Genomic DNA, 26,934 nt, shown 5'->3' with positions numbered 1-26,934 from the left:
TCGCCGCGTGCCCTCGCACGCCCCTTGACGGGCGGTCGAACAGCCCGCTCGACCGCCGTGCGATCGAGGATCGAGAGCCCCCGGTCACTCTTCGGTGCAGACAACGCAACCAAGGATCCCGGGGAGGACGACGCGCATGGCGAGCGACGAGCGGCGAGTGGCGCTGGTCACGGGAGGCACGAGCGGAATCGGTCTCGCGGTGGCGCGGGGGCTGGCGGCGGCGGGCCTCGCGGTCTTCATCTGCGCCCGGACCGCCGAGTCCCTGGAGATGACCGTCAAGGAGCTGCGGGCCGCGGGCCACGAGGCCGACGGCGCCCGCGCCGATGTGAGCAAGCGGAAGGACGTGCGTGCCCTGCTGGCGGCCGTGACCGCGCGGTACGGCCGGATCGACGTCCTGGTCAACAACGCCGGGCGCAGCGGCGGCGGCGAGACCGCCGGGCTGGCCGACGAGCTGTGGTACGACGTGATCGACACCAACCTCAACAGCGTGTTCCTGACCACCCGCGAGGTGCTGGCCGAGGGCGGGATGCGGGACCGCGGCTGGGGCCGGATCGTCAACATCGCGTCCACCGGCGGCAAGCAGGGCGTCGTGCTCGGCGCCCCGTACTCGGCCTCCAAGCACGGCGTGATCGGCTTCACCAAGGCCGTCGGCCTGGAGCTGGCCAAGACCGGCATCACCGTCAACGCGGTCTGCCCCGGGTATGTCGAGACGCCGATGGCCGAGCGCGTCCGCCAGGGCTACGCGGCGGTGTACGACACCACCGAGCAGGCCATCCTCGAACGCTTCCAGGCCAAGATCCCGCTCGGCCGCTACTCGACCCCGCAGGAGGTGGCGGGCCTGGTCGGCTATCTGGTCACCGACACCGCCGCGTCCATCACCGCCCAGGCGCTCAACGTCTGTGGCGGGCTGGGAAATTACTGAGGGGAATGCGCGCCGTGACCACCACCGACACATATCTGACCACGCACGGCATCACCGTGCTGGCCCCGGCCCGCGCGGTGTACGACATCATCGCCGAGGTCGCCGACTGGCCCCAGCGCTTCGCGCCCAACGTGCATGTCGAACACCTGGAGCGGACGCCCGACGGCGAGCGGATCCGGATCTGGGCCACCGCGGGCGAGGTGGTCAAGAGCTGGACCTCGCGCCGCGAGCTGGACCCGGACGGGCTGCGCGTCACCTTCCGGCAGGAGGTCTCCGCGCCACCGGTGGCGGCCATGGGCGGTGAGTGGATCATCACCGCGCATGGGGAGAACATCTCCCGGCTGGAGCTGCGCCATGACTTCCGTGCCGTCGACGACGACCCGTCGGGCGTCCGCTGGATCACCGCGGCGGTGGACCGCAACAGCGACTCCGAGCTGGCGGCGGTCAAGGCGCTCGCGGAACTCGGCGACAGGATGGGAGAGTTGGAGTTCTCCTTCGAGGACACGGTGTTCACGACGGGCGACCCCGCGCTGGTGTACGACTATCTGTACCGCGCCGATCTGTGGCCCGAGCGGCTGCCGCATGTGTCCCGGCTCGACCTCAAGGAGGACCCGGCCGACGCCACCGAGCCGCGCGTCCAGGTGATGACGATGGACACCCGCACGGCCGACGGCTCGGTGCACACCACCGAGTCCGTACGGGTCTGCTTCGGGCCGGACCGCATCGTCTACAAGCAGACCACCGTGCCCGCGCTGATGACCGCGCACACCGGCAGCTGGACGATCACCCCGGCCGGCGACGGCGTGGCCGTCACCTCCCGGCACACCGTGATCCTCAAGCCGGAGGCCGTGGAGCGGGTGCTCGGACCGGACAAGACCGTCGCCGACGCCCGCGCCTTCGTACAGCGCGCGCTGAGCACCAACAGCACCACGACGCTCCGCCACGCGCGGGCGTTCGCGGAGGCGGCCACTCGTGAGTGAGCCGAGCCATAGGGCTGAGCGGGGCGGCGGGGCCGGGAGGGGCGGCGGGGCCGTGCGGCTCGACGGGCTGCCGGCCGAGGCGGCCCGGGCCCACCCCACCCGGCCCGCGCTGGTGTGGGACGGAAACTCCGGGCAGACCCCGGCCCGCCGGGAGACGCTGGACTTCGCGGGGCTCGACCTGCGGGTGTCGCGCGCCGCGGACGCCCTGCGGCGGCTGCTGCCCCCGGGCCGGGGGGGCAGCTCCGTGGTGGCGGTCGCCTCCGTCCTGCACCCGGACTTCGCCGTGGCCTACTACGCGGCCGCACGCTGCGGAAACGTGGTGGCGGTGGTCAACCCGCTGCTGCGCGAGGAGGCGCTGCTGCACACCCTGTCGGTGAGCGAGGCGCGCCTGGCGCTCGTGGACGCCGGGCTGTACGCGCGGCTCGCCGCCGTGCGCGACCGGCTGCCCGCGCTGCGGGAGGTGGTGCTGATCGGCCCGGCCGAGCCCGGGGCGACCGGGCCGGACGTGCCACGCCTGGACGATGTGCTGGAGAAGCGGACGCTGGTGGGGCCGCCCGGCACGGTGGGCCCGGACGACGTGGTGTGCGTCCAGTTCACCAGCGGTACGACGGGACTGCCCAAGGCCGTCCGGCTCACCCACCGCAACCTGGTCGTCAACGCGGCGCAGATCGCCGAGGCCCATCGGGTCGACGGCGGCTCGGTCGCACTCAACCACCTGCCGACCTACCACCCCATGCACCTCAACTCGGCCGTGTTCGCGGGCGCCACGCAGGTGCTGTGCGCCGCGCCCGACCCCCTCGACGCGGTGGCGGCGGCCAACCGCCACTCCGCCACCCACTTCTACAGCCTGCCGGTCAGGCTCGCCCGGCTCGCCGCCGACCCCGCCCTCGACGGCCTGGAGCTGACGACCGTACGGCAGATCGCGTCGGGCGGCTCGGCGCTGCCGGTGCGGGACGCGGCGCGGCTGGCCGAGCGGTTCGGGGTGCCGGTGTTTCAGGGGTACGGGCTCGCCGAGACGTCCCCGCTGACCCACAGCGACGACCCGGCCCGCCCGGCGCCCGGCTCGGTGGGCCGCCCGGTGGCGGGCACCGAGTGCCGGGTCGTGGACGTCGAGCGCCGTACGGTGTCGGCGCCCGGCGAGGTGGGCGAGGTGCAGGTGCGCGGGCCGCAGGTGATGAAGGGCTACCTCGGCGGCCCGGACGGCACCGGCCTGGAGGACGACGGCTGGTTCTCCACCGGAGACGTCGGCCGGATCGACGAGGAGGGGAGGCTGTTCCTGGTCGACCGGCTCGGCGACACGTTCAAGTGCGACAACTTCCTCGTCGCGCCGGCCGAGGTCGAGCAGGTGCTGCTCGACCACGAACTGGTCCGGGAGGCCGTGGTCTTCGGCCTGCCGGATCCCGCGCGGGGCGCGCTCGCCGCCGCGCTGGTGGTGCTCCGGCCGGGTGCGGGCGGGCCGGAGGCCATCGCGGAGGCCATCGCGGCGGCCGTGGCCGACCGGCTCCCGTACTACCAGCGGCCGCACCACATCGAGGTGGTGGAGGCCATCCCGCGCAACGCGAACGGAAAGGTGCGGCGCCGCGCCCTGCGCGACGCCCTCGTCCACACCCAGGAAGGCCGTACCCCGATGTCGTCATGCGACGAGCTGGACCACCCGACCGGTCTGTTCACCGTCATCAACACCTTCACGCTGAAGGACCCGGGCCGGGCCGATGAGTTCGAGCGGCGCTTCCTCGACCATGTGGCGTGGATGCGCGCCCAGGAGGGCTTCGACTCACACCAGGCGGTACGGCTGGTGGAGCGCCCGGGGGTGTACGTCAACCTCGGCCGCTGGCGCTCGCCCGAGTCCTTCCAGCGGGTGCGGGGCAGCGAGGTGTTCCAGGCACACGCCGAGCAGTTCCACGAGCTGGTGGACGTGGACGCCGATCCGTCCCTCAATGTGCTGCGGGCGGGCGGCGATGTCGCCGAGGGCGCGCCGGTGGTGGTCGTCGAGCATCTGGGCGCCGAGGGCGCAGAGGGGGCCGAGGGGGCCGGGGCCGGCCTGGACGCCTTCGCCGACTCCTACCGGGCGTACGTCCGGGACCTGGCGGCGCGGCCGGGCTTTCTGCACGCCGACCTCAGCCGGTCGCTGACGAGGCCCGGCAGCTACACCTTCGTCACCTGGTGGTCGGACGGGGGCTCCTGGCGCGCCTCTCGTACCGGTGCCCCGGCCGCCGGTACGGCCGAGCGCGCCGTGCACCTGGCCGCTCATGCCGCGGACCGGAAAGCGGCGAACCATGTCGCCTGAACCAGCCGAGCCGGGTGAGCCGGGTGACCCGGGTGACCCGGTCACGCTGGGGCTGGAGGGAAAGGTCGCGCTGGTGACGGGCGCGACCCGCGGGGTCGGGTTCGCGGTGGCCCGCAAGCTGGCCGTCGCGGGCGCGCAGGTGATCCTCGACTACGCGCACAGCGACGCGGACGCCGAACGCGCGCTCCGCGAGCTGTCCGGACTGGGGGGCGGCGCGATCGCCCGCCGGGCGGATGTGACCAGCCCCCAGCAACTGCGCGCGCTGCTGGCCGAGGTGCGCGAGCGGTACGGCCGGCTGGACATCTTCGTGCACAGCGCCGCCTCCTGGCACCCCATGCCCGCGGTGGGGGCGCGCCCCGGGGACATACGGGCCGACCTCTCGGCCGCCCTGGACCCGCTGCTGTACGGGGCCTCCGCGATCGCCGAGCTGATGGCGGGCGGCCCCGGGCGGATCGTCGCGGTGTCCAGCAGCGGGGCCCACCGGGCCGTACCGCGCTACGTCGGCCCCGGGATCGCCAAGGCGGCGCTGGAGAGCCTGGTGCGCTATCTCGCCGTGGAGCTGGCGGGCCGGCGGATCGCGGTCAACGCGGTGGCCACCGCGAAGCTCGACAAGGGGCCGGACACCCCCGACCCGGCCGCCGCCGCGGCGCTGGCCGCGCGCACCCCCGGCGGCCGGCTCACCACCCCGCGCGACATCGCCGATGTGGTGGCCCTGCTGTGCACGGCGGAGGCCGGCTGGATCCAGGGCCAGGTGATCACCGCGGACGGCGGCCTGGGGCTGCGCGCGTGAGCGCGGCCCCGGCGGACCGGAAGGGAGGCGAGGTGGCGGAGGAGTTCGACACCGACGTGTGCGTGGTCGGCGGCGGACCGGCCGGGCTGGTCCTGGCCCTGCTGTTGCTGCGCTCGGGCGTCCGGGTGGCCGTGGTGGAGCGCGCCCGCGGCCACCACCGGGAGTTCCGCGGCGAGATCCTCCAGCCCGGTGCGATGGCGCTGCTGGACGAACTCGGCGTGCTGACCGGGGCCCGGGCCCGCGGCGGACACGAGCACGACCGGTTCCGCCTGGTCGAGGGGGACCGCGTGCTGCTGGAGGCCGACTACCGGCTGCTGCCTGCCCCGTACGACCACCTGCTGAGCATCCCCCAGGCGCATGTACTGGACGAACTCCTCGACCACTGCGCCAAGTTCGACGGCTTCCAGTGGCTGGACGGGCGCCGGGTCGGCGGTCTGGTGCGCCGGGAGGGGCGCGTCGCGGGCGTCACCGCCGCCGGGCCGGAGGGCCCGTGCACCGTACGGGCCCGGGTGGTCGTCGGCGCGGACGGGCGCTATTCGCGGATCCGGCGGCTGGCGGGCATCGGGGCGGGGCGCACCGAGGCGTTCGACCACGACGTGCTGTGGTTCAAGCTCACGGAGCACAAGAACACCGGCAAGAACACCGGCAAGAACACCGAGAAGAACACCGAGAAGAAGAGCGGCAGGAGAGAGGCCGGGCAGGAGAGCCGGCGGGAACGGGCGCGGGAGCGGCCGGGCGTCGAGCCCCCGCTCCGCGATGTGCGGGTGTTCCGCGCCGGTGGCAGCCCCGTGCTCGCCTACGCCTCGTGGCCCGACCGCATCCAGATCGGCTGGACCCTGCCGCACCAGGGGTACCGCGACATCGCGGGGCAGGGCCTGGACCACGTCAGGGAACAGCTCTGCCGTGCCGTGCCGCCGTACGCCCACCTCATCCGCGAACAGATCCGCTCCCCGCGCGACCTCAGCCTGCTGGACGTGTTCTCCTCGCGGGCCGAGCGCTGGACCGACGACGGGCTGGTGCTGATCGGCGACGCCGCCCACACCCACAGCCCGATCGGCGCCCAGGGCATCAACCTGGCCGTCCAGGACGCGGTGGTGCTGCACCCGGTCCTGGTCGGCGCGCTGGCCGCGGGCGACACCGGCGCGGCCCGCCTCGGGGTCTTCGAAGAGCGCCGCGGCCCCGACATCGCGGCCGTGATGCGGCTCCAGACCCTCCAGAGCAAGGCGATGCTCTCGCAGGGCCCCATCGCCACCCGGGTCCGCCCCCGGCTCGCCCGCGTGCTGCGGCACACGCCGCTCTACCGCAAGGTCCTTCACCGCATCGCCTACGGCAATCCGTCGATCCGCATCTCGCACGGCTAGAAGGCCGTCGACGTGGCCCACGTCGGACCGGAAGTCCGGTGCACGGCAGGTCCGTGGCGAGGTTCACCGGTCTTCGAGGGGTCCTCGACCAGGCGCTCACATGCTCGCGCTGTCCGCTAAGGAGGACTTACATGAAGGCTCTCGTGCTGTCCGGTGGGTCGGGCACCCGCCTGCGCCCGTTCAGCTACTCGATGCCCAAGCAGCTCATCCCCATCGCCAACAAGCCGGTCCTCGAACACGTCCTGACGGCGATCCGCGACATCGGCGTCACGGACATCGGCATCGTCGTCGGCAACCAGCTCCGGGCGATCTCGGCGGCGCTGGGCGACGGTTCGGCCCTCGGCGTGCGGATCACCTACATCCAGCAGACCGAGCCGCTGGGGCTGGCCCACTGCGTCGCCATCGCCCGCGACTTCCTGGGCGACGACGACTTCGTGATGTACCTCGGCGACAACATGCTCCCGGAAGGGGTGGCGGCCGTCGCGGCCGAGTTCCGCGCCAAGCGGCCCGCCGCGCAGGTGGTGGTGCACAAGGTCCCCGATCCGCAGGCGTTCGGGGTGGCGGAGGTGGCGGCGGACGGCTCGGTGCTGCGGCTGGTCGAGAAGCCCGCGCGGCCGCGCACGGATCTGGCCCTGATCGGCGTCTACTTCTTCACCCCCGCCATCCACGAGGCCGTCTCCGCGATCGAGCCGAGCGCGCGCGGCGAACTGGAGATCACCGACGCCATCCAGTGGCTGGTCGCCCGGGGCGAGACGGTACGGGCCAGCGAGTACTCGGGCTACTGGAAGGACACCGGGCGCGTCGAGGACGTCCTGGACTGCAACCGCGAGGTGCTGCGCACCCTCACCCGCTCGGTGGCGGCGGACGTCGACGAGGTCAGCGAGATCACCGGGCCGGTCGTGGTCGAGCCGGGCGCCCGGGTGGTGCGCTCCCGGATCGAGGGACCGGCGATCATCGGCGCGGGCACGCTGGTGGAGGACAGCCACGTGGGGCCGCACACCTCGGTCGGCAGCCACTGCGTGCTGCGCGACACCCGGCTGGACGACTCGATCGTGCTGGACGGCGCCTCCCTCTCCCGGGTGCGCGGGCTGTACGGCTCGGTCATCGGCCGCTCCGCCGCCATCGCCACCGTCCCGCCCCCGGAAGCCGCCCCCGAAGCCGCCCCCGGAGCCGCCACGGGCGTCACCACCGGCCCGCGGATGGCCTCCAGCCGCCACCGCCTCGTCGTCGGCGATCACACCCGTATCGAGGTGGCCGCGTGAGGATCCTGGTCACCGGCGGCGCCGGCTTCATCGGCTCGACCTACGTCCGCACCCTGCTCGCCGACGGCTACCCCGGCTGCGCGGGCGCCCGGGTCACCGTCCTGGACAAGCTGACCTACGCCGGACACCGGGACAGCCTCCCGGCCGCCGATCCGCGCCTGACCTTCGTACGCGGCGACATCTGCGACCCCGCGCTGCTGAGCGACCTCCTGCCGGGGCACGACGCGGTGGTGCACTTCGCCGCCGAGTCGCATGTCGACCGCTCCCTGGAGGCCGCCGCCGACTTCGTGACCACCAACGCCTGCGGCACCCAGATCCTGCTCGACGCCTGTCTGCGCGCCCGCGTCCCCCGCGTGGTGCACGTGTCCACCGACGAGGTCTACGGCTCGATCGAGCACGGCTCGTGGACCGAGGAGTGGCCGCTCGCGCCCAACACCCCGTACGCGGCGTCCAAGGCGGCCTCCGACCTGATCGCCCGCGCCTGCTGGCGCACCCACGGCCTCGATGTGTCCATCACCAGGTGTTCCAACAACTACGGCCCCTACCAGCACCCCGAGAAGCTCATACCGCTGTTCGTCACCAACCTCCTGGACGGCAAGGAGGTCCCGCTCTACGGCGACGGCTCGAACATGCGCGAGTGGCTGCACGTAGAGGACCACTGCCGCGCGATCCACCTGGTGCTCAACCGAGGCCGGGCGGGCGAGATCTACAACGTGGGCGGGGGCAACGAGTACACCAACGCCGCCCTGACCCGACGGCTGCTGGAGCTGTGCGGCGCCGACGAGCGCATGGTGCGCCACGTCGCCGACCGCAAGGGCCACGACCTGCGCTACTCCCTCGACGAGACGAAGATCCGGGAGGAGCTGGGCTACGCGCCGCGCGTGCCCTTCGACACCGGCCTGGCCGCCACCGTCGCCTGGTACCGCGACAACCCGGGCTGGTGGAAGGGGGAGACGCGCGGATGAGTCTCACGCAGCGGCACCAGCCGGGGGACGACCCGGGGCCGCGGGCCCACAAGGAACACGGAGGCCACGGGGGCCACAAGGACCACACGGACACGCAGGTGCTGGTGGTCGGCGCCGGGCCAGTGGGGCTCACCATGGCGCATGAACTGGCCCGCCACGGGGTGCGGGTGCGCCTGGTGGACGGCGCCCCGGGCCCGGCCACCACCAGCCGCGCCCTGGCCACCCACGCGCGCACCCTGGAGACCTACGACCAGATGGGCGTGGCCGCCGACCTGCTGCCCCGCGGACAGCGGGTGGAACACTTCACCCTGCACCAGAACGGCCGCCGCCTCATCCGCCTCGACACCGACTACAGCCGGCTGCCCACCCGTTTCCCCTTCACCCTCATGGTCGACCAGGTGATCACCGAGGAGGTGCTGCGCACGGCCGCGTCCCGGCACGGGGTCGACGTGGAGTGGGGCATGCGGCTGACCGGGTTCGAGGACCTGGGCACCGCGGTGCGCGCCCGGCTGAGCCGCGCGGACGGCGGCGTGGCGGAGATCCGCGCCGGGTGGCTGGTGGGCTGCGACGGCGGGCACAGCACGGTGCGCAAGAAACTCGGGCTGCCGCTGCTCGGCGACTCCAGCGAGACCTGGCTGATCGCCGACGCGGTCGTGGACTGCGACCTGCCGCGCGACAGCATCCACTGGATGCGCACCCCCGCCGGGACCGTGATGATGGTGCCCTTCCCGGAGCCCGGCAAGTGGCGGCTGCTGGACACCACGGACGTCGACTACGACGGCGGCGAGGCGCAGGACGCTGCGGTGGCGCGGCGGTTCACCGCCAAGATCCGCGCGGGCACCGGCCGCCCGGCGCGGGTCGGGACACCCAGCTGGGTGTCGGTGTTCTCCATCCAGCAGCGCATGGTGCCGCGCATGCGCGCGGGGCGGGTGTTCGTCGCGGGCGACGCGGCCCATGTGCACAGCCCCGCCTCCGGACAGGGCATGAACACCGGCGTCCAGGATGCCGCCAACCTCGCCTGGAAGCTCGCCGCCGTCATCCGCGGCGAGGCGAACACCCGGCTGCTCGACTCCTACGGCGCGGAGCGGGTGCCGGTCGGCGAGCGGCTGCTGCACTCCACGCGGTTCGCCACCGCGCTGGTGCAGCTGCGCAGCCGTACCACCGCCTCGCTGCTGCGCGCGGCGTTCGGCGTCGTCCGCGCGCTGCCGCCGCTCAGGGCCCGTATCCAGCGCCGGATCATGGGCGGGATGACCGCGCTCGACCTGACGTACCGGGCCGGGTCCGCGGTCCTGGGGGAGACGGCCGGCACCCGGGTGGCCAAGGTGGGGCCGCGGCGGGCGGCGCGCAGCCCCGGGTGGCGGGAGCTGACCGCCGAACTGGCCCGGCCCGGCTGGACGCTGCTCGCCTTCGCCACCCCCGACCAGTACCCGTCGCTGTGCGCGCTCGCCGAGGCGTACGGCGGCTATCTGAGCGTCCGTACGGCCGTGCCCGGGACGCCCGTGCCGGGGTCGCCCGTGCCCGGGTCGCCCGGGGAAGGCGCGCCGGGGCCGCTGGCCGACCCGGACGGCCGGCTGCGGGCCGACCTGGGCGCCGAGCCCGGCGGCTGGCTGCTGATCCGGCCGGACGGCTACTCGGCGGCCCGTGGCACCGCCGCCGACCGCCCGCGCGACGCGCTCGCCGCGCTGGGGCTGCGGCCGGTGCTGTACGTGGTCGGACGCACGGGCGCACCGCGGCCCGAGGTGCTGGGAGGCGAGTCCTGATGCGAGCCCCGATGCGCGTCCTGCGCGCGGTCTCCCACCGACCGGCCCCCGGCACCGCCCCCTACGACACCGACTCTCACCTCAGGACGTGGCATGGAGATTGTGGGAAACGGGTTCCTCGCCCGGAGTCTTGAGCCGATCGCCCATCAGCACCCGGACACCGTGGTCCTCGCGGCCGGTGTGTCCTGGGCGAGCGGCACCTCGGACGCGGACTTCGCGCGGGAGGCGGCCCTGCTGGCGGAGGTGGCGCGGGGGTGCCGGGCCACCGGACGGCGGCTGCTGTTCTTCTCCACCGCCTCCACCGGGATGTACGGCGGGGTGGACGGCCCCGGCCGGGAGGACGCCCCGGTCGTGCCCTGCACCCCGTACGGGGCGCACAAGCTGGGGCTGGAGCGGCAGTTGCACGACTCCGGGGCCGAGTGGCTGGTGCTGCGCCTCGGCCATCTGGTCGGCCCCGGGCAGCCGCCGCACCAGCTGCTGCCCGCGCTGGTGCGGCAGATGCGGGAGGGCCGGGTGCGGATCCACCGGGGGGCGGCGCGGGATCTGATCGACGTGGTGGACGTGGTGCGCGTCATCGACCTGCTGCTGACACAGGATCTGCGGGGCGAGACGGTCAACGTGGCCTCGGGGGAGGCGGTTCCGGTGGAGCGCATCGTCGACCATCTGGAGGGACGGCTGGGTCTGGTGGCGCACCGGGAGTACCGGGAGGCAGGCGCTCAGCACGTCATCTCCACCGAGAAGCTGCGGGCCCTGGTCCCGCAGACGGCCCGGATGGGCTTCGGCCCCGGCTACTACCGACGGGTCCTCGACGCCTTCGCCAAGACCTGCGCCACCGGCCCGGCCGTGCCCGAGGCGCCCGGCTGCCGCTGATAGCGGGGGTGCGGTCGCGGGGCCGCCGCCCGACCGGGTGTCGAGGGGGCTTCGAGCCGATGACGGCAGGGTCCGGTCTGTACGGAACGGACGACGACGGCACAGGCGGTGGCCAGTGGTGAGCGGTTACGGACAGGAAGGGCGTGGCGATGAGCGACCACAGGGCGCTGGTTCTCGATGAGGTCCGCAAGTACCACCAGGAGCGGGAGCAGGAGCGCGAGCCCCGCCGGGCGTTCGTCCCCGGAGTGACCGAGATCTGGCCGTCGGGCGCGGTGCTGGACGAGGACGACCGGGTGTCCCTGGTGGAGGCCGCCCTGGAGATGCGGATCGCCGCCGGGCGCAGCTCCCGGAAGTTCGAGTCGGAGTTCGCCCGCAAGCTGGGGCTGCGCAAGGCGCACCTGACGAACTCCGGCTCCTCGGCGAATCTGCTGGCCGTCGCGGCACTGACGTCACCGCAGCTGGAGGACCGGCGGCTGCGCCCGGGGGACGAGGTGATCACCGTCGCGGCGGGGTTCCCCACCACCGTCAATCCGATCCTCCAGAACGGGCTGGTGCCGGTCTTCGTCGATGTCGACCTCGGTACGTACAACACCACCGCCGAGCGGGTCGCCGCCGCCATCGGCCCGCGCACCCGGGCCATCGTCGTCGCCCACGCGCTGGGCAATCCGTTTCCCGCGACCGAGCTGGCGGAACTCGCCGAGCGGCACGAGCTGTTCCTGATCGAGGACAACTGCGACGCGGTGGGCTCCCGCTACGACGGCCGGCTCACCGGCACCTTCGGCGATCTGACCACCGTCAGCTTCTACCCCGCGCACCACATCACGATGGGCGAGGGCGGCTGTGTGCTGACCTCGAACCTGGCGCTGGCGCGGATCGTGGAGTCGCTGCGGGACTGGGGGCGGGACTGCTGGTGCGAGCCGGGCGAGTCCAACAAGTGCCTCAAGCGCTTCGACTACCAGATGGGGACGCTGCCCGCGGGCTACGACCACAAGTACATCTTCTCCCACGTCGGTTACAACCTGAAGACCACCGATCTCCAGGCGGCGCTCGGGCTGACCCAGCTGGCCAAGCTCGACGCCTTCGGCGCGGCGCGCCGCCGCAACTGGCGGCGGCTGCGCGAGGGCCTGGACGGGGTGGAGCATCTGCTGCTGCCCGAGGCCACCCCGCGCAGCGACCCCAGCTGGTTCGGGTTCGTCATCACCGTCGAGCCCGGGGCCCCGTTCGGCCGCGCCGAGCTGGTGGACTTCCTGGAGGGGCGGCGGATCGGCACCCGTCTGCTGTTCGCGGGCAACCTCACCCGCCACCCGGCGTACCGGGGGCTGACCCACCGGGTGTCCGGGGACCTCACCAACAGCGATGTGATCACCGAGCGGACCTTCTGGGTCGGGGTCTATCCCGGGCTGACCGAGGAGATGCTGGACTACGTCGTCTCGTCCATCCGCGAGTTCGTGGCGGCCCGCGGGGCCCGCGGCGCGCGGGGGACCGGCCGGGCGCGGGCACGGGCCGCGACCGGCCGGGGAGCCGAGGCGTGATGGACCTCGGCCTGGAGGGACGCACGGTCCTGGTCACCGGCGCCACCGGCGGCATCGGGCGGGCCACCGCCCGGGCCTTCGCCGAGCAGGGCGCGCGGGTGGCGGTGGCCTACCGCCACCAGCGCGAGGCGGCCGAGGCGTTCGCCGCGGAGCTCGCCGGGGAGGCCGGTGAGAAGCGGGCGTTCGCCGTGCCGTACGCGCTGGACGACCCCGCCTCGCCGCGGTGGGTGGTGGCGGCCGTGGAGCGGCGCTGGGGCGCCCTGGACGTGCTGGTGGCGGGCGCCTGGCAGTGGGGGCGCCGCCGGGGGCCGCGTGAACGGTTCGAGGACGTACGGGAAGACGAGTGGCTGCCGGTCGTCTCGGACAACCTGGCCCCCGCGATCCGCACGGTCCAGTGCGCCGTGGCCGGGATGCGCGAGCGCGGCTGGGGCCGGATCGCCCTTGTCTCCTCGCACAACGCGCTGGACGGCGCGCGCGGCCAGGAGTTCTACGGCGCGGCGAAGGCCGGGCTGCACGGCCTGGCCCGGAGCCTGATGTGGGATCTGGGCGGCGACGGGGTGCTGGTCAACGTGGTGTGCCCGGGCCTGACCACGACCGACCGGGTGCTGTCCGGGCTGCCGGGCGCGGTCCGCGAGCGGGAGCTCGCCGCCACGCCCACCGGGCGGCTGAGCACCCCCGAGGACACCGCCCGCGCCCTGCTGTTCCTGTGCTCGGCGGCCAACGGCAACATCACCGGCGAGGTCCTGACGGTGTCCGGCGGGCGGTGAGCGGGCCCGCTCGTGTCCGGTAGCCCCCTTTCCCTACCCCACCCCGCCCCTTCCCGGCCGCCTCGCGGCGGAGCCGCACATCGACAGCCGCTCGATTTCGCGGGCCGGCTCGTTCGAACTTCCGGAGGAGTCCCGTGCGTGTTCTGTTCACCACCTGGTCCTCGGGCGGGCACCTCGCCCCGATGGTGCCGCTCGCGCGGGCGTTCGTGGCGGCCGGACACCAGGTGCGGGTCGCGGTGCCGTCCGGCTGCGCCGCGGCCGTCGCCCACGCCGGTCTGATGTCCGTCCCGGTCGGCACCCTGCCCAAGGCGTCCGGGGCCGCCGCGGCGGCGCCCCGCCCCCGCGGACACTGGCCCGCCGACTGGCCGTCACGGCCCGAGGCGCTCGGCCCGGAGCAGCGTGGCATGCTCCGCGCGCTCGGCGACAAACAGGTCCGGATCGCCGAGGCGATGGCACAGGGCCTGGTGGCCTTCGCCCGCTGCTGGCAGCCCGGCCTGGTGGTGCACGACGCGAGCACCTACGCGGGGACGGTGGCCGCGGCCGCGCTGGGGGTGCCCGCGGTCGGCCAGATGTGGGGGAGCGCGGCCCTGCTCCGGCTCGACCGGCAGGATCTGCACGGCCCGCCGCTGCCCGGCTACGCCCGCCTGATGCGGCGTTACGGCGTGGAGCCGGCGCGGGAGCCCGACCTGTGGCTGGACCCCTGCCCGCCCAGCCTGGCGCTGCCCTCGGCGGTGCGGCGGATGGCGGTGCGCTTCATCCCGTACGAACACGCGGGCGCGCCCCAGCGGGGCGGGGCCGCCGCCGCGCCCCGGGTCTGTGCCGCCTGGGACGACGCCGACGGCCCGCCCGAGGCCGTGCGCGACGCCCTGCGGCAGGCGGGGGCGCGGCGCGCCCCCGGGCCGCCGCAGCGGCTGCCGGCGGGCTGCCGGGCCGTGCTCCACCAGGGCGGCGGCGCGGCCGTCGTGGCCGCCGCCGCGTCGGGGGTGCCGCAGCTGGTCGTCGCGCCGCGCCCCGAGCAGCAGCTCAACGGGGCGCGGCTGGCGCTGGTGGGCGCCGGGCTCCTGCTGCCTCCGGACGCGCCCGCCGTCCGCGTCTCCGCCGCGCTGTCGGGCTTGCTGGAGCAGCCCTCGTACGCCTCCGCCGCGCGCGAACTGCGCGCCGAGGTCAGGTCGATGCCGGGGCCGGAAGAGGCGGTGACCTGGCTGACAAGCCCGGCACAAGCGCCCCGTGCACCATAGGCAGTCGCGACCCGAGCCCGCATCGGCAACCCCTGTTCACGTCCCACACCTGACGCACCTCGAGGAGCCGCCCCGTGCCGACCACCAGCCTGCCGACCCGCCCCGTCCTGCGGCCCCGGGAGGACCCCGGGCTGTCCGCCCGGCTGGCCCGGTCGGCCGCCGCGGGCCAGGGGGTTCAGCTGCGTACCGAGGACTTCGCCGACTGGCTCGCCGCCCGCGGCCGGGCGCACGACTTCGGCGTGGACCGCATTCCGTTCGCCGAGCTGGACGGCTGGTCGTTCCACCCCGGGACCGGCGATCTGGTGCACCGCAGCGGGCGCTTCTTCACCGTGGAGGGGCTGTCCGCGGGCACCGACGAGGGCCCGTACCGCGACTGGCACCAGCCGATCATCGTCCAGCCCGAGGTGGGCATTCTGGGCATCCTGGCCAAGGAGTTCGACGGGGTCCTGCACTTCCTCATGCAGGCCAAGATGGAGCCGGGCAACCCCAATCTGCTCCAGCTGTCGCCCACCGTGCAGGCCACCCGCAGCAACTACACCAAGGTGCACAAGGGCCTGGACGTGAAGTATCTGGACTACTTCGTCCAGCCCGGGCGCGGCCGGGTCATCGCCGACGCCCTCCAGTCCGAGCACGGCTCGTGGTTCTACCGCAAGAGCAACCGCAACATGATCGTCGAGGCGCTGGACGACGTCCCGCCGGACGACGACTTCTGCTGGCTGACCCTGGGCCAGATCAACCAGCTGCTGCACCGGGACCTGGTCGTCAACATGGACGCGCGCACCGTGCTGTCCTGCATGCCGGAGTACGGGCGCGAGACCGGGACCGAGCACGGCCCGAGCGCCGGGGACCGGGCGCTGCACAGCGACGCCGAGCTTCGGTCCTGGTTCACCGGCGAGCGCTCCCGGCGCGAGCTGCGGGCCGAGCGGGTCCCGCTCGCGTCGGTGCCCGGCTGGGTGCGCGGGGAGATGTCCGTCGACCATGAAGAGGGCCGGTACTTCAAGGTCGTTGCGGTGTCGGTGCGGGCGGCCAGCCGCGAGGTGAGCAAGTGGACCCAGCCGCTGTTCGAGCCGGTGGGCGCCGGGGTCACGGCGTTCGTGGCGCGGCGGATCGGCGGCGTGCTGCACGTGCTCGCCCACGCGCGCGTCGAGGGCGGCTTCCTCGACACGGTCGAGCTCGGCCCCACCGTCCAGTGCACCCCGGGGAACTGGGACCATCTGCCCGCCGCGGACCGGCCGCCCTTCCTCGACCTGGTCCTCGACCCCCGCGGCGCCCGGGTGCGGTACGACGCGGTGCACTCGGAGGAGGGCGGGCGGTTCCTGAACGCGGAGAGCCACACCCTGGTCGTGGAGGCCGAGGACACCCCGCTGGACCCGCCCCCCGGATACCGCTGGGTCACCCCGGCCCAGCTGCGCGGCCTGGTCCGGCACGGCCACTACGTCAACGTCCAGGCGCGTACGCTGCTGGCCTGTCTGGGAGCGATGGGAGAGGGAGGCCGATGAGCGACGCCGTGCTGCGGGTGGGGGTGCTGGGCTGCGCCGGCATCGCCCGCCGCCGGATGCTGCCCGCCATGACGGCCGCGCCCGGCATCGAGGTCGTGGCGGTCGCCAGCCGGGACGCGGCCAAGGCCGCGGAGACGGCGCGGACATACGGCTGCCGCCCGGTGACCGGCTACGCGGAGCTGCTGGCGCTGGACGAGGTGGACGCGGTGTACGTACCGCTGCCCGCCGCCCTGCACGAGCGCTGGGTGGCGGCCGCGCTGCGCGCGGGCAAGCACGTGCTGGCGGAGAAGCCGCTCACCACCGACCGGGCCCGCACCGCCGAGCTGCTGACCCTGGCCGGCGGGCTCGGCCTGGTGCTGATGGAGAACGTCATGTTCGTCCACCACGGCCAGCACGAGGCCGTGCGCAAGGCGCTCGCCGAGGGCGCGATCGGCGAACTGCGCGCGATGCACGCCGCGTTCGCCATCCCCCGGCTCCAGGACGCCGACATCCGCTACGACGCCGACCTCGGCGGCGGCGCCCTGTGGGACGTCGGCGTGTATCCGGTGCGCGCGGCGCTGCACTTCCTGGGTCCCGAGCTGCGGGTCGCGGGCGCGGTGCTCACCGAGGGCGAGGGGCGGCGGGTCGACACCTCCGGGGCCGCCGTGCTGCACACCCCCGACGGCGTCACCGCCCAGCTGACCTTCGGCCTCGACCACCCCTATGTGGCCACCTACGAACTGTGGGGCACGGAGGGCCGGTTGACCGTGGAGCGCGCCTTCACCCCGCCCGCCGACTTCGAGCCCCAGGTCCGGCTGCGGCGCGCGGACGGCGAGAAGGAGCTGCCGCTGGCCTGCGACGACCAGGTGGCGAACACCGTCGCCGCCTTCGTACGGGCCGTCCGGGACGCCCAGGGCGGCGGGGAGGCGCCGGACGGGCGGGCCGCCGTGCTGCGCCAGGCGGAACTGCTCCACGAGATCCGGGAGGCGGCGAGGTTGGCGGCCTCAGACCTGGGCGTCCGCCGCGAGGACGGTGAACGCTGACCAGGCTTCGCGAGACACAACCAGCGAGCCTATGTGCGTGTCCTTGGAGTCGCGGACGTGCACCCTTTCAGGACGTACGGCGACCTCGACACAGTTGCCGCCTCCACCGCCGCTGTAGCTGCTCTTGAACCAGTCCAGTTCAGTGGTGCTCATAGCGCTCCTCGCATCTGCTCGATCAGGCTCGTGGTGGCCTGACGACCCAGAGCCTGTGAGCGCATCTTGCCATAGCGCTGAAGCATGGCACTGACGGATTTCGGGTCGGTGATCAGCATGCTGGCGTCATGTGCTTCTACGTAGCCGACCCAACGGTTGTCCGCGGTTTCGGCAAGGTACATCGGCCCCTCGAAACCGGAATGGTCCTCCTGCCGCAGAGGCATGACCTGGATCTCCACGTTGCGGTGACACCCCTGTTCCAGCAGGTGGTCGTACAGAGCCTTGGTGACGTCAAGGCCGCCGAACTGGCGCTCCAATAGGGCCTGTTCGATGATGAAGGAGAACGTTGTGTTCGGGCGCTCCGTAAGGAGTTGCTGCCTCGTCAGGCGAGCAGCCACCTGGTTCTCGAACTGCTCCTCTGTGAGTGGAGGAAGGCGGCGTTCGAAGATCTCTCGGATGTACGGCTCGGGCTGCAACAGTCCTGGTACGACGCTCGATTCGTACGCATACAGCGACACCGCCTCCTCCTCGATCCCCGCCCACTGCTGGAACCACGACGCCAGCCCCGCCTTGCGCGTCAGACTGCGGGCCGCAGCCCTCAGGACGCGGGCGGCCGTCGCGCCCAGCACCCCCTCCGACCGTTCGATGAGGTCCCTCGGAGGGAACCGCCTCCCCTGCTCGATCTTGGCGATGTAAGCCCCAGTAGCGGCTTCGAGGCTGCGGCCCTGGTCGTCGCAGAGCTGGCCGCCAACGCCGTGGTGCACGGCCTCGTCCCGGGGCGGGACTTCGCGCTGCTGCTCCGGTGCGACGACGAGACCGGCGTCGTGCAGATCGAGGTGTCGGACACGCACGACAGGCAGCCCGCGCGGCTCGTGCCCGAGCGGGACGACGAGCACGGCAGGGGCCTGCTCCTGGTCGATGCGTTCGCCGACCGCTGGGGTGTGCGGGATCGCCAAGGACCGGGGAAGACGGTGTGGGCCGAGGTAACCGCACCATGCCAGCGGGATGAGCCGACGACGCACGGCACCGGGGCGCTCGTGGAGCGATCAGGCTGAGCGAGGTTGCTCGCGCCGGGCTGACCTCGGTACGGCGACCAGCGATCTTCCCGGAACGTGTATCGCGGACGTATCGAATATCGCATACGCCACCGCAACAGTCTCCCGTCTTCAGTGGAGTCATGGACCACAGTGCGTCAACGGTCAGTTCGTCCATCGGAAAAGGACTGTGATCATGGACTCGGATTCCGTACGCGGTGTCAACCGGCGGCAGTTGCTCGGGTGGGGCGGGGTGGCGGCCGCCGGCGTGGTGGCAGGCGCGTCGCTGGTGGACGCCCAGCCCAGCCACGCCGACCAGGCCCCAACCGACCCGATCCCGCCGGACACCCGGCCTGGCGGAGCCTACGACCGGTATGTGGCGAAGTTGGCCGCCGAGGGCAAGTTCTCCGGCGTGGTGCTGTTGTCGCACCGGGGCCAGACGGTGCTGTCCCGCAGCTACGGCATGGCCGACAAGGAGAAGGGGATCGCCAACCACGAGGGCGTCGCGTTCAGCCTCAGTTCGGCGGGCAAGCCCTTCGGCGCGGTGGCCATTCTGCAGTTGGCGCAGCAGGGCAAGGTGAAGCTGTCGGACACGGTGGGCACCCACCTGAAGGGCTTCGCCAGGGAGGTCGCCGAGCAGGTGACCATCCACCACGTGTTGTCCGGCACCTCCGGGCTCGACGGCCCGGATGACGACGTGCAGCGTGTCTTTCAAAGCCGGGATGAGGTGCACGAGTACTACGAGCAGCGGGCCCGGCAGGCGAAACTGGTGGGCGCCCCGGGCGCTCCTGACACCGACCATGAGGAGGCGGAGGTCACCATTTCCGCGCTGATCGTGGAGGCCGTGACCGGCAAGACGTACTGGGACTACGTGCAGGAGAACATCTTCGAGCGCTGCAACATGACCGGCTCGGCGTTCTGCACCAGGCCGCAGTGGCTCACCGACGAGCACATCGCGCACCCGTACATGAAACTGGCCGACGGCAGCGTGGTGGACGCCGTCCGCAACCTGGACAAGAGCAGTCCGGACCCGAACGTACTCGGCAAAAATCCGGGCCGCGCTTTCATCGATGCCCCCGGGGACGGTGGCTTCGCCACCGCGCCGGATCTGGTCCGGTTCGCGCGCGCGTTGGGCGACGGAACGGTGCTGGACCGGCCCTGGGCCGACGTGCTCACTGCCGCCAAGGTCCCCCATGGACCGGCGTCGTTCGGGGCGTACGGGATTCCGGTCTCCATCGTCAACGGCCAGTGGAACTACCAGCGCGCCGGTGGCAACCCCGGTGTCGGCGCCAACTGGGACATCTACCCGTACACCGGCTGGGTCGGTGTCATCCTCAGCAACCGCGACGGTGTGCCGTTGCAGGAGATGATCGGGCAGGAGATGCAGGCCATCACCGGGGCCCCGGTCGGCGGGGGATCAGGTGGCTGAGCTACCGGGGGATTCCGCGGCCGCAGGCACGGAATCCGAACCCTGAGTTTGCGGTGAGTATTGGACAGCGACACGCCGACACCATGGTGTGTCGCTGTCCGATACTCACCGCAAACTCACTGGCACGGCCCCCGAAAACGCGACTGGGGTTTCTCGGAGAACCGAGAAACCCCAGGTCAGTGGCTCTAAGAGCCAAGGTGCGCCGCCAGGGACTCGAACCCCGGACCCGCTGATTAAGAGTCAGCTGCTCTAACCAACTGAGCTAGCGGCGCCTGCTGACGTAGGAGACCTTAGCACCCGGATCCGGCGGAGAGAAAATCGATATCCCTCACCCCGGAAAAACGGCGGGTGTGCTGGTCACAGTGGTGCGGCCGAGTAGCTGGGAGGCCGCGCGGGCCGCCCGTACGCACGCCCACAGCAGCGCCTCGGGGCCGGGCAGCCAGGGCCGCCGGACGTCGGGGGCGACCAGCCACCGGCCGGTGGCGGCGGCGGGCGTCTCCTCGGGGTAGGGCGGCGGGACGGTCACCGCGTCACCCCAGCCGTAGCAGAGCAGCGGCGGGGCGGTCGCCGCCCACTCCTCCCAGCCGAGCAGCGCGGAGAGGCGCCGGGCGGCGCCCGGGGCGGCGAACAGCATGACGCGGCCGCGCCCGGTCGCGACCGGGCCGGTGCCCGGCCCGTCGGTCCATAACCGGCTCACCACCCGGCGGCCGAAGAGGGCGTCCATGCTGACGACGTCGAAGACGGTGCCGCACGGCAGCGTGACGGGCATGGTGGGGCGCTGTGCCCACAGCGCGTGCACGCTGCGGGGGCAGGCGCTGGCGGAGGCGAGCCAGTCCGCTCCGGCGGGGGTGACATAGGCGGCGGCGTGATGTGAGTCCCGAGGCCATGTGGTCATGTTTCTACACTTACCGGTGGAGGTGATTACTTAGGGGAATGAGGTAAAACCGGTACGTGACGATGAGGGGTGCGGTATCTTCCGCCCGCATATGCCAGCGGCCCTGTTACGGCCCCTTGGCGGCCACGCGATGGCGGCCCTGCGTACGGCGAAGGATCGTCGCGGTCGGTCCGTCGCGAACACCGTCGCGATCAGTCCGTCGCGTCGCCGCCCCGCATCAGCTCGCGGCCGAATTCGACCATCTTCTTGGCGTAGTCCTCGGTCCACTCCGCGCGCTCGGCGATCACGGCCGGGGTGAGCCGGTCGAACCGCCGGGGATCGGCGAGCTGGGCCGCCGCCATCGCCTGGAACTCCATCGCGCGGTCGGCCGCCGCGCGGAAGGCGAGCACCAGCTCAGTGGAGCGGGACAGCAGCTCGCGCGGGTCCTCTATCGACTCCAGATCGAAGAAGTGCGCCTCGTCCGCGGCGGCCGCGATCGGTTCGAACAGCAGGGGTGCGGGTTTCAGCCGCCGGGGCGCGGTGCCGTGCGGGCCTTGAGCCGGGTGCGGCTCGGGCATGTGATCTCTCCTCGTGAGTCCTCGGACCCGTAGGGGCCTTATCGGCCGTGCTGTCTCGTTCTCTCCCCCCATTGTCTCGCGTTGGGCAAGAGCGCCTCAGGACATACCCGATGGCCGCCAGCTCACACGGTGTTCCGCCAGATGCGCCAGGACCGCGTGGTTGGCCTCCCATCCATCCGGAAACTTCACCGTCACCCCCAGCTGCACCGGCTCCGTCGACGGGTGCTCGTCCAGCAACTCGGCCACGCCCGCCCGGCACACCACGACGCACGCGTGCCGGTGGCGCGAGGCCAGCACGCACAGCCGGCCGGTCTCCAGATGGAACTCCGTGGCATCCGGCCGCCCCGACAGCGGGTGCAACACCACGGTCACATCGAACTCACGCCCCTGGAGGCGGTTGGCCGTGTCGACGGTGACCCCGGTCACCCCCAGGTCCGCCAGCGCCGCCCGGACCGCCGCCGCCTGGTCCCGGTGCGCGGTGCCCACCGCGATCCGGTCCGCCGTCAGCGGCACCGGGTCCGGTGAGCGCTCGCTGACCGCGGCCCCGCCCCGGTCCAGCAGCCGCCGCACCACCAGGGCCACGGCGCCCACCGCCTCCGGGTCGGTGCGCGGCGTCCGCCGGGCGGGCAGCTCCAGCAGCCCCCACCCCGACTCGGCGGCCTCGTCCAGCACCCGGTCCGGGCCCGAGCCGTCGGAGGGGACGCCGAAGCTCAGCCGCCGGTCGCCGTGGTCGGTGCCGCTGCGGAAGGGCGTGTACGGGTAGAAGGCGTCCGAGACCAGCGGCGCGGCGGAGGCGGGCAGCCGCCAGGAGACCGGCAGCCGGTGCTGCGGCAGGTGGGGGTTGTGTGCGAGCAGCGTGGTCACCGCGCTTGCCGACGGGTCGTACGACAGGCCCGCCCACTGCTCCGCGCCCACCACGCTGAACGGGTCCAGCTGCCCGGGGTCGCCCACGAACAGCGCCCGCTCGAAGAGGCCCGCGACGGCCAGCAGCGCGTCCGACCGCATCTGGTAGGCCTCGTCGACGATCGCGTGCCGCCAGGGCTCCACGTTCTTGACGTGCGCCCACTTCGCGGCCGTGGAGACCACGATGTCGAGCCCGGCGAGGTCCGCGACCTTGGCCGACATACGGACGGCCGGGTGCCCGTCGAGCACCGGGTCGTACGGGTGCGGCTCGCTGCTGTGCAGCCGCCCCACGGGCAGCTCCGGGTCCTCCCGGGCCAGCCGGTCCACCAGGTCGTCCACCTGGGCGTTGGTCTGCGCGACCACCATCAGCGGCCGCCCGGCCGCCGCGAGTTCGCGGGCCGCGCGCACCACCAGCGTCGACTTGCCCGCGCCGGGCGGGGAGTCCACGACCACGCCCCGGTGCGGGCCGTGCAGCGTGTCGCGCAGGATCGCGTCCGTCGCGCGGGCGGCGGCCGCCCCCGGGTCGAAGGCCGGGGCGGCGCCCCCCGCGGCCGGGTTCGGGGCGGTCACAGGAAGTCCTCCTCGGACACCGGGTCGGGGGCCTGCGCGGCGGCCGCGTCGGGCGGGCCGCCGTGGGTCCAGGGCGTGGCCTCCGGATCGGGCAGCTCCGGGCCGCCGCGCGGCGCGTGCTCGAACAGGGTCCAGCACACCAGGTCGCCCGGCTCCGGCACCGACCCGGGCTCGGGGGTCTTGCCCCGCCCCATGCCGCCGGTCAGCCGCACCACCAGCCCGCCTCCGGCGCCCTCATCAGGGGCATCAGGGTCGTCGGGCTCCGCGTGGCCCGCGAACTCCCCGGTCTGCGTTCTGCCGTCGGCCGTCGCCCGGTACAGCTTCACGCCCACGCCCAGGTAGGGCCGGTCCCCGGTGCGGACCGTGACCAGCGGGCGCGGGCGCGGGACCCTCGCCTCCGACCAGGCCATGACCACCTCGGTGACCTCCCCGGCGAACGCCTCCCCGGCCAGCCGCCGCCCCGCCATCACCAGCGGGTCGTCCAGCGCCTCCTGCGCGTCCAGCTGCGCCTGCGCGGTCTCGCGGGCGGCCAGCTTCTGCGCGGCGGTCACCGCGTCGTCCCGCTTGGGCTGCGGCGGCTCCCCGGCGCGCACCCGGTCCCGGTGGCCGGTGTACGACCAGCGGTCCCGCTTCCAGCGCTCGGCCACCCGCGCCCCCTCCGGGAGGTCGCGCAGCAGGTCGAGGCCGTGCCACACCGCGTCCCAGGTGGGCCGCAGCTGCGCGGCGATCAGCTCCCGGATCTCGGCCTCGGCGCGGTGCAGCTCGGCTTGGTGCCGCTCCGCGCGGGCGCCGTCCACGGCGCCGGCGGCCGCCATGCGCGCCGCGTCGTAGCGGGCCATCGCGGGGGCCAGCAGCTTGTTGTCGAAGGCCGGGTCGGTGGCGGGGCCCGCGGGCGGGCACAGCAGCTGTCCGGCCGCGTCCCGCTCCGACTCGGCGCGCAGCGCCGCCGCGTCCCCCCGCGCTCCGTCCGGCGGGTCGATCCAGGCGAGCAGCGCGCCCAGGTGCTGGTCCTCCAGATTGGACTGCCCGGTCGCCCAGTGGCGGGTCAGCAGGTCCGTCATCGACTGGAGCAGCGACGAGCCGGGCACCCGGGACCGCTCCCCGTAGTGCGTCAGCCACCGCCCGAGCAGCGGCACCCGCGCGGGCGCAGGGAAGGGCGTCTCCGGGTCCTGCTCGGCCGTCCGCCGGAACCGCATCGACCGGCCGAGCAGCCGTACGAACTCGCGCGCCGGGCCGCTGGGCACCAGCAGCTGCGGGGCGTCCGCGCACAGCTCGACCTGGACCGGCACCTTCTGCCCGGTCTCCGGGTCGGTCTCCTTGCGCTCCTCCAGATCGACGTCGTCCGCGTACGAGTCCAGATGCGGCAGCACCACCTCCGCCAGCTCGGCGAGGAACGCGAACCGCAGGTCGCGGTCGCGCGGCTGCGCCACGGCCAGCAGCCGCGGGGCGTCCCGCTCGGTCCCCACCAGCGCGCCCAGCGGGGCACCGGCCTCGCCCGCGGTGGTCAGCGGCACGAAGACCAGCGGCCGGTCGGACAGATGGCGGTGGCGGACCGTCGCGACGGGCCGCGCCCGCCCGTCCCGGACGGCCTCCATCCGGGCCAGGGTCGTGATCAGCGACACGCCGCCTCCCGGGCGGGCGGCGGCACGGCGCCCAGCGCCTCGGCGCGCAGGGCGGCCGCGCGGCGCAGCGCGTCGACCGCGGGGTCGCCGGTGGACGCGGCGGGGCGGTCGGTGCTGTCGGCGCCGGCGGCCTCGCCGAGGGCGGCCGCGAGCACTGCCTCGATGGTCGCCAGCCCGCCCAGCTCGCCCCGGACGCCCCGGCCCAGCGACTCCACGCCGCCCGCGGCCCGGCACCGCGCCCGGCAGTGGACGGCCAGCTCGCACGCGGACAGGCACTCCGGGGCGTAGGCCGCGTCCACCGCGTCCACGGCGGCGGCCAGCTCCTCGGCCGGCCGGGTCACGGTGCGGCCGTCGTCCGCGAGCCGCAGATCGAAGGTGAGGCCCTCGGGGAGCGCGGCGGCGATCTCGTCGATCCGGGTGAGCCGGGTCAGCTGCCGCCGGGTGACGGCCAGCTGCTTGCGCACGTCCACCAGCTCCGCGGTGGGGAGGTTGGAGAAGTCCTTGGGGCACACCAGCAGCACCTCGTGCCGCACCCGTGCGCGCGCCGGGCCCGGTGCCGGGGCCTGCGGGGACTCCGCGGCCTCGGGGGAGACGTCGGTGATCCGGGCGGCCACGCGCTCCAGAGCCAGCGCGTACACCGCGGCCTGCCGCGCCGCCGCGCCCACCTTGGCCGGGTCCGCCGAGCCGTCCACCATGGGGAAGGACTTGATCTCGACGACGGTCCAGGAGCCGTCGGGGTGCACCACGACCGCGTCCGGCTCCAGGAAGGCGGGGGAGCCGGCGATGTCCAGGCTCACCATCGGGTGGTCGAGCAGCGCCCAGCGCCCCGCGGCCGTGGCCTCCCGCAGGGCCAGCGCGGTGCGCGCGGTGCGCCCCTGCGGGCCGACCGCGGCCAGGTCGGGGACGTCGGTGGTGCCCGGCTCGGGCTCGGGCGAGCCGTCGCGCAGCCGCTCGTGGAGGAGGCGCAGCAGCGCCTCGCCGCCGTCCGTCTTGGCCCGGGCCTCGAAGGTGTTGCCCCGCTGGTGCGCGAACTGGGACTGCCCGAAGGAGCCGGGAGACCCCAGCGCCTGGGCGAGCGCGAGCTTGTCCACCCCCGCGCCGTCCAGCAGCGCGCGGCGGCGGCAGCCGGGGTTGGCGGCCAGCGCGGCCAGCGCGCGGGCGTCCAGGGGGTGCGGGGAGGCGGCCGGGCCGCGCAGCTCAGCGAGCCGCTGCCGCAGCGCTGTCCCCGGCAGTGGCGGTCTTGCCGCCGGTGCCGCTGCGGACGCCCGCCCCGGCCCCTCTGCCGCCGCCGTCGCCGCTCGCGCTTCCGTCCGCGTCCCTGCCCTGCTGTCGAGGGATCCGTTCCCGTTCACGCGCCGAAGTCTCGCACTTGTCACTGACATTCGAGGCGACATTGAGGTTTGAGGCGCCATTCGCGGCGGTAGCGACGCCGGTTGTTCCGGTGGCCGCGGCGGGGTTGCCTGCCTGGTCTGGCCGTTGGTTCGCGCCGAGACGGGCCCGGATCAGGCCCGCGAGGCGCAGTCCGGGCTTGGCCAGCAGCAGCCCGACGCCCATGACGGCCGCCCCGGCGACCGCGTCGAGGAAGTAGTGGTTCGCGGTGCCCATCACCACGATGGCGATGGTCAGCGGATAGCCGATGGCCACGGCCTTGGCCCACACCGAACGCCCGTGCCGCCACAGCACCACCCCGCACCACAGCGCCCACCCCACATGGAGGCTGGGCATGGCCGCGTACTGATTGGTGAGCCCGCCGAGCCCGCGCGGCGCGCTCGCCTCGCCGCCCCACCAGCCGTAGGAGCTGTACTGCGCCATGGTGTCGACGAAGCCGTGGCCCGCCTCCAGCAGCCGGGGCGGACAGGTCGGCATCAGCGTGAAGCCGACCAGCCCGATGAGCGTGGAGACCAGCAGCCAGGTGCGCATCAGCCGGTAGTCGGCGGCGCGGTGGCGCTTCCACAGCCAGATCAGGATCGCGGGGGTGACCACGTAGTGCAGCGAGGCGTACGCGAAGTCGGCGGGTATGCCTATCAGCTTGTGGGCGGTGAATATGTCGTTGAGCGGCGTCTCGAAGTCGATGTTCAACCGCTGCTCGAGGTGGAGTATCCCCAGGCCGTGGTCGACGGCGGTGGTCACGTCGCCCCGGGCCAGCAGCCGGCCGGCCGAGTACGCCGCGTACACCACGGCTATCAGGGGCAGTTCGGTCCACCAACGTGGCCGACTGCCCTGCCATGTTCCGGCACGGGGCGCGGTCTGGGGCATCCGGACGCTCTCCAAAAAATCAGGCGGCCACGAAATGGCGCGCGGTCAACCGTACGGTGTAGGCAAGGCGGCTTGCGCACCGCCCCCGGGATGCGTCCGGAAAGCGTGGGTCGCCGCAGATGGAATCCCCCCCACCGTCAGGTGCGCGATCAGGAAGACGCCGAGATCGCCCCGGGGGTTGCATCCAGAACGCGTGAGCGATGATGGGGCTGTACGGCGCTACCCGTCCGGTGAGGCGCTCCCGATCCGGTGAAAGGCAA

Annotated in this window: 24 protein-coding genes and 1 tRNA gene; 16 read left to right on the top strand and 9 right to left on the bottom strand. The window is 73.6% G+C overall.

The features are described 5' to 3' along the window. The first annotated feature begins 136 nt into the window (after window positions 1–136). From ACZ4WQ_RS06500 to ACZ4WQ_RS06435, 14 genes are all read left to right on the top strand, one after another. Window positions 137–922 (top strand): SDR family NAD(P)-dependent oxidoreductase, encoded by a 786-nt coding sequence (locus ACZ4WQ_RS06500; protein WP_311730432.1) that lies wholly within the window; start codon window positions 137–139, stop codon window positions 920–922. 14 nt (window positions 923–936) lie between these two features. Next, window positions 937–1,902 (top strand): aromatase/cyclase, encoded by a 966-nt coding sequence (locus ACZ4WQ_RS06495; protein WP_398369121.1) that lies wholly within the window; start codon window positions 937–939, stop codon window positions 1,900–1,902. Beyond that, window positions 1,895–4,189, top strand: a complete 2,295-nt coding sequence (locus ACZ4WQ_RS06490) for an AMP-binding protein (RefSeq protein ID WP_398369123.1) — start codon at window positions 1,895–1,897, stop codon at window positions 4,187–4,189. The genes ACZ4WQ_RS06495 and ACZ4WQ_RS06490 overlap by 8 nt, the downstream gene beginning before the upstream one ends. Then, entirely contained in the window at window positions 4,179–4,979 is an 801-nt protein-coding gene (locus ACZ4WQ_RS06485; protein ID WP_398369125.1) for an SDR family oxidoreductase, read from the top strand. The genes ACZ4WQ_RS06490 and ACZ4WQ_RS06485 overlap by 11 nt, the downstream gene beginning before the upstream one ends. Further along, a complete protein-coding gene (locus tag ACZ4WQ_RS06480; protein WP_311730428.1) occupies window positions 4,976–6,340 on the top strand; it encodes an FAD-dependent monooxygenase in 1,365 nt (454 codons plus the stop codon). The genes ACZ4WQ_RS06485 and ACZ4WQ_RS06480 overlap by 4 nt, the downstream gene beginning before the upstream one ends. A gap of 131 nt (window positions 6,341–6,471) precedes the next feature. Next, window positions 6,472–7,602: a glucose-1-phosphate thymidylyltransferase gene (locus ACZ4WQ_RS06475; RefSeq protein ID WP_385347103.1), complete on the top strand. Its 1,131-nt coding sequence runs from the start codon at window positions 6,472–6,474 to the stop codon at window positions 7,600–7,602. Then, complete coding sequence (rfbB, locus tag ACZ4WQ_RS06470) at window positions 7,599–8,567, top strand: dTDP-glucose 4,6-dehydratase (RefSeq protein WP_352134436.1); 969 nt, start codon at window positions 7,599–7,601, stop codon at window positions 8,565–8,567. The genes ACZ4WQ_RS06475 and rfbB overlap by 4 nt, the downstream gene beginning before the upstream one ends. Beyond that, the gene (locus tag ACZ4WQ_RS06465; protein WP_398369128.1) at window positions 8,564–10,327 is read left to right on the top strand and encodes an FAD-dependent oxidoreductase; all 1,764 of its coding nucleotides are present in this window, start codon (window positions 8,564–8,566) and stop codon (window positions 10,325–10,327) included. Before rfbB ends, ACZ4WQ_RS06465 begins: the two co-directional genes overlap by 4 nt. A 93-nt stretch (window positions 10,328–10,420) precedes the next feature. Next, window positions 10,421–11,197, top strand: a complete 777-nt coding sequence (locus ACZ4WQ_RS06460; RefSeq protein ID WP_398369130.1) for an NAD-dependent epimerase/dehydratase family protein — start codon at window positions 10,421–10,423, stop codon at window positions 11,195–11,197. A gap of 149 nt (window positions 11,198–11,346) precedes the next feature. After that, a complete protein-coding gene (rfbH, locus tag ACZ4WQ_RS06455; protein WP_398369132.1) occupies window positions 11,347–12,729 on the top strand; it encodes a lipopolysaccharide biosynthesis protein RfbH in 1,383 nt (460 codons plus the stop codon). Next, on the top strand, window positions 12,729–13,496 hold the full coding sequence (locus ACZ4WQ_RS06450; protein ID WP_311730471.1) for an SDR family NAD(P)-dependent oxidoreductase: 768 nt from the start codon (window positions 12,729–12,731) through the stop codon (window positions 13,494–13,496). Before rfbH ends, ACZ4WQ_RS06450 begins: the two co-directional genes overlap by 1 nt. A 134-nt stretch (window positions 13,497–13,630) precedes the next feature. Then, entirely contained in the window at window positions 13,631–14,734 is a 1,104-nt protein-coding gene (locus ACZ4WQ_RS06445; RefSeq protein ID WP_398369134.1) for a nucleotide disphospho-sugar-binding domain-containing protein, read from the top strand. Window positions 14,735–14,808: 74 nt separating this feature from the next. Then, complete coding sequence (locus ACZ4WQ_RS06440) at window positions 14,809–16,233, top strand: NDP-hexose 2,3-dehydratase family protein (RefSeq protein ID WP_361189353.1); 1,425 nt, start codon at window positions 14,809–14,811, stop codon at window positions 16,231–16,233. Then, complete coding sequence (locus ACZ4WQ_RS06435) at window positions 16,230–17,255, top strand: Gfo/Idh/MocA family protein (RefSeq protein WP_398369137.1); 1,026 nt, start codon at window positions 16,230–16,232, stop codon at window positions 17,253–17,255. Before ACZ4WQ_RS06440 ends, ACZ4WQ_RS06435 begins: the two co-directional genes overlap by 4 nt. On the opposite strand, the gene ACZ4WQ_RS06430 is transcribed toward ACZ4WQ_RS06435, so the two are convergent. Together ACZ4WQ_RS06430 and ACZ4WQ_RS06425 are read right to left on the bottom strand one after the other, a co-directional pair. Further along, on the bottom strand, window positions 17,217–17,408 hold the full coding sequence (locus ACZ4WQ_RS06430) for a DUF397 domain-containing protein (RefSeq protein ID WP_398369139.1): 192 nt from the start codon (window positions 17,406–17,408) through the stop codon (window positions 17,217–17,219). The genes ACZ4WQ_RS06435 and ACZ4WQ_RS06430 overlap by 39 nt on opposite strands. Beyond that, complete coding sequence (locus ACZ4WQ_RS06425; RefSeq protein WP_385351884.1) at window positions 17,405–18,172, bottom strand: DUF5753 domain-containing protein; 768 nt, start codon at window positions 18,170–18,172, stop codon at window positions 17,405–17,407. Before ACZ4WQ_RS06425 ends, ACZ4WQ_RS06430 begins: the two co-directional genes overlap by 4 nt. On the opposite strand from ACZ4WQ_RS06425, the gene ACZ4WQ_RS06420 reads away from it, so the two are divergent. Together ACZ4WQ_RS06420 and ACZ4WQ_RS06415 are read left to right on the top strand one after the other, a co-directional pair. Further along, window positions 18,164–18,463: an ATP-binding protein gene (locus ACZ4WQ_RS06420; RefSeq protein WP_468022079.1), complete on the top strand. Its 300-nt coding sequence runs from the start codon at window positions 18,164–18,166 to the stop codon at window positions 18,461–18,463. The genes ACZ4WQ_RS06425 and ACZ4WQ_RS06420 overlap by 9 nt on opposite strands. A 175-nt stretch (window positions 18,464–18,638) precedes the next feature. Then, window positions 18,639–19,871 (top strand): serine hydrolase domain-containing protein, encoded by a 1,233-nt coding sequence (locus ACZ4WQ_RS06415; RefSeq protein WP_385351878.1) that lies wholly within the window; start codon window positions 18,639–18,641, stop codon window positions 19,869–19,871. A gap of 198 nt (window positions 19,872–20,069) precedes the next feature. On the opposite strand, the gene ACZ4WQ_RS06410 is transcribed toward ACZ4WQ_RS06415, so the two are convergent. The 7 genes from ACZ4WQ_RS06410 to ACZ4WQ_RS06380 all read right to left on the bottom strand — a co-directional run bounded on the left by ACZ4WQ_RS06410 (window position 20,070) and on the right by ACZ4WQ_RS06380 (window position 26,674). Beyond that, window positions 20,070–20,143, bottom strand: a tRNA-Lys gene (locus ACZ4WQ_RS06410). Between the two features lie 56 nt (window positions 20,144–20,199). Beyond that, the gene (locus tag ACZ4WQ_RS06405) at window positions 20,200–20,766 is read right to left on the bottom strand and encodes a bifunctional DNA primase/polymerase (RefSeq protein ID WP_311730415.1); all 567 of its coding nucleotides are present in this window, start codon (window positions 20,764–20,766) and stop codon (window positions 20,200–20,202) included. Between the two features lie 191 nt (window positions 20,767–20,957). After that, window positions 20,958–21,323 carry a hypothetical protein gene (locus ACZ4WQ_RS06400; RefSeq protein WP_361193788.1) on the bottom strand — a complete coding sequence of 122 codons (366 nt, stop codon included), beginning with the start codon at window positions 21,321–21,323 and terminating at the stop codon, window positions 20,958–20,960. Between the two features lie 96 nt (window positions 21,324–21,419). Further along, window positions 21,420–22,796, bottom strand: coding sequence for an AAA domain-containing protein (locus ACZ4WQ_RS06395; protein WP_361193791.1), 1,377 nt, complete (start codon window positions 22,794–22,796; stop codon window positions 21,420–21,422). Continuing rightward, window positions 22,793–24,418, bottom strand: a complete 1,626-nt coding sequence (locus ACZ4WQ_RS06390) for a hypothetical protein (RefSeq protein WP_398369145.1) — start codon at window positions 24,416–24,418, stop codon at window positions 22,793–22,795. Before ACZ4WQ_RS06390 ends, ACZ4WQ_RS06395 begins: the two co-directional genes overlap by 4 nt. Beyond that, entirely contained in the window at window positions 24,409–25,635 is a 1,227-nt protein-coding gene (locus ACZ4WQ_RS06385) for a hypothetical protein (protein ID WP_398370481.1), read from the bottom strand. The genes ACZ4WQ_RS06390 and ACZ4WQ_RS06385 overlap by 10 nt, the downstream gene beginning before the upstream one ends. Continuing rightward, window positions 25,616–26,674 (bottom strand): phosphatase PAP2 family protein, encoded by a 1,059-nt coding sequence (locus ACZ4WQ_RS06380; protein ID WP_311730410.1) that lies wholly within the window; start codon window positions 26,672–26,674, stop codon window positions 25,616–25,618. The genes ACZ4WQ_RS06385 and ACZ4WQ_RS06380 overlap by 20 nt, the downstream gene beginning before the upstream one ends. Window positions 26,675–26,934 lie beyond the last annotated feature (260 nt).

This window comes from Streptomyces sp. NPDC028305, assembly GCF_055569495.1.
The sequence above is the reverse complement of the archived record's forward strand: the minus strand, read 5'-3'. Positions and strand labels throughout refer to the sequence as shown.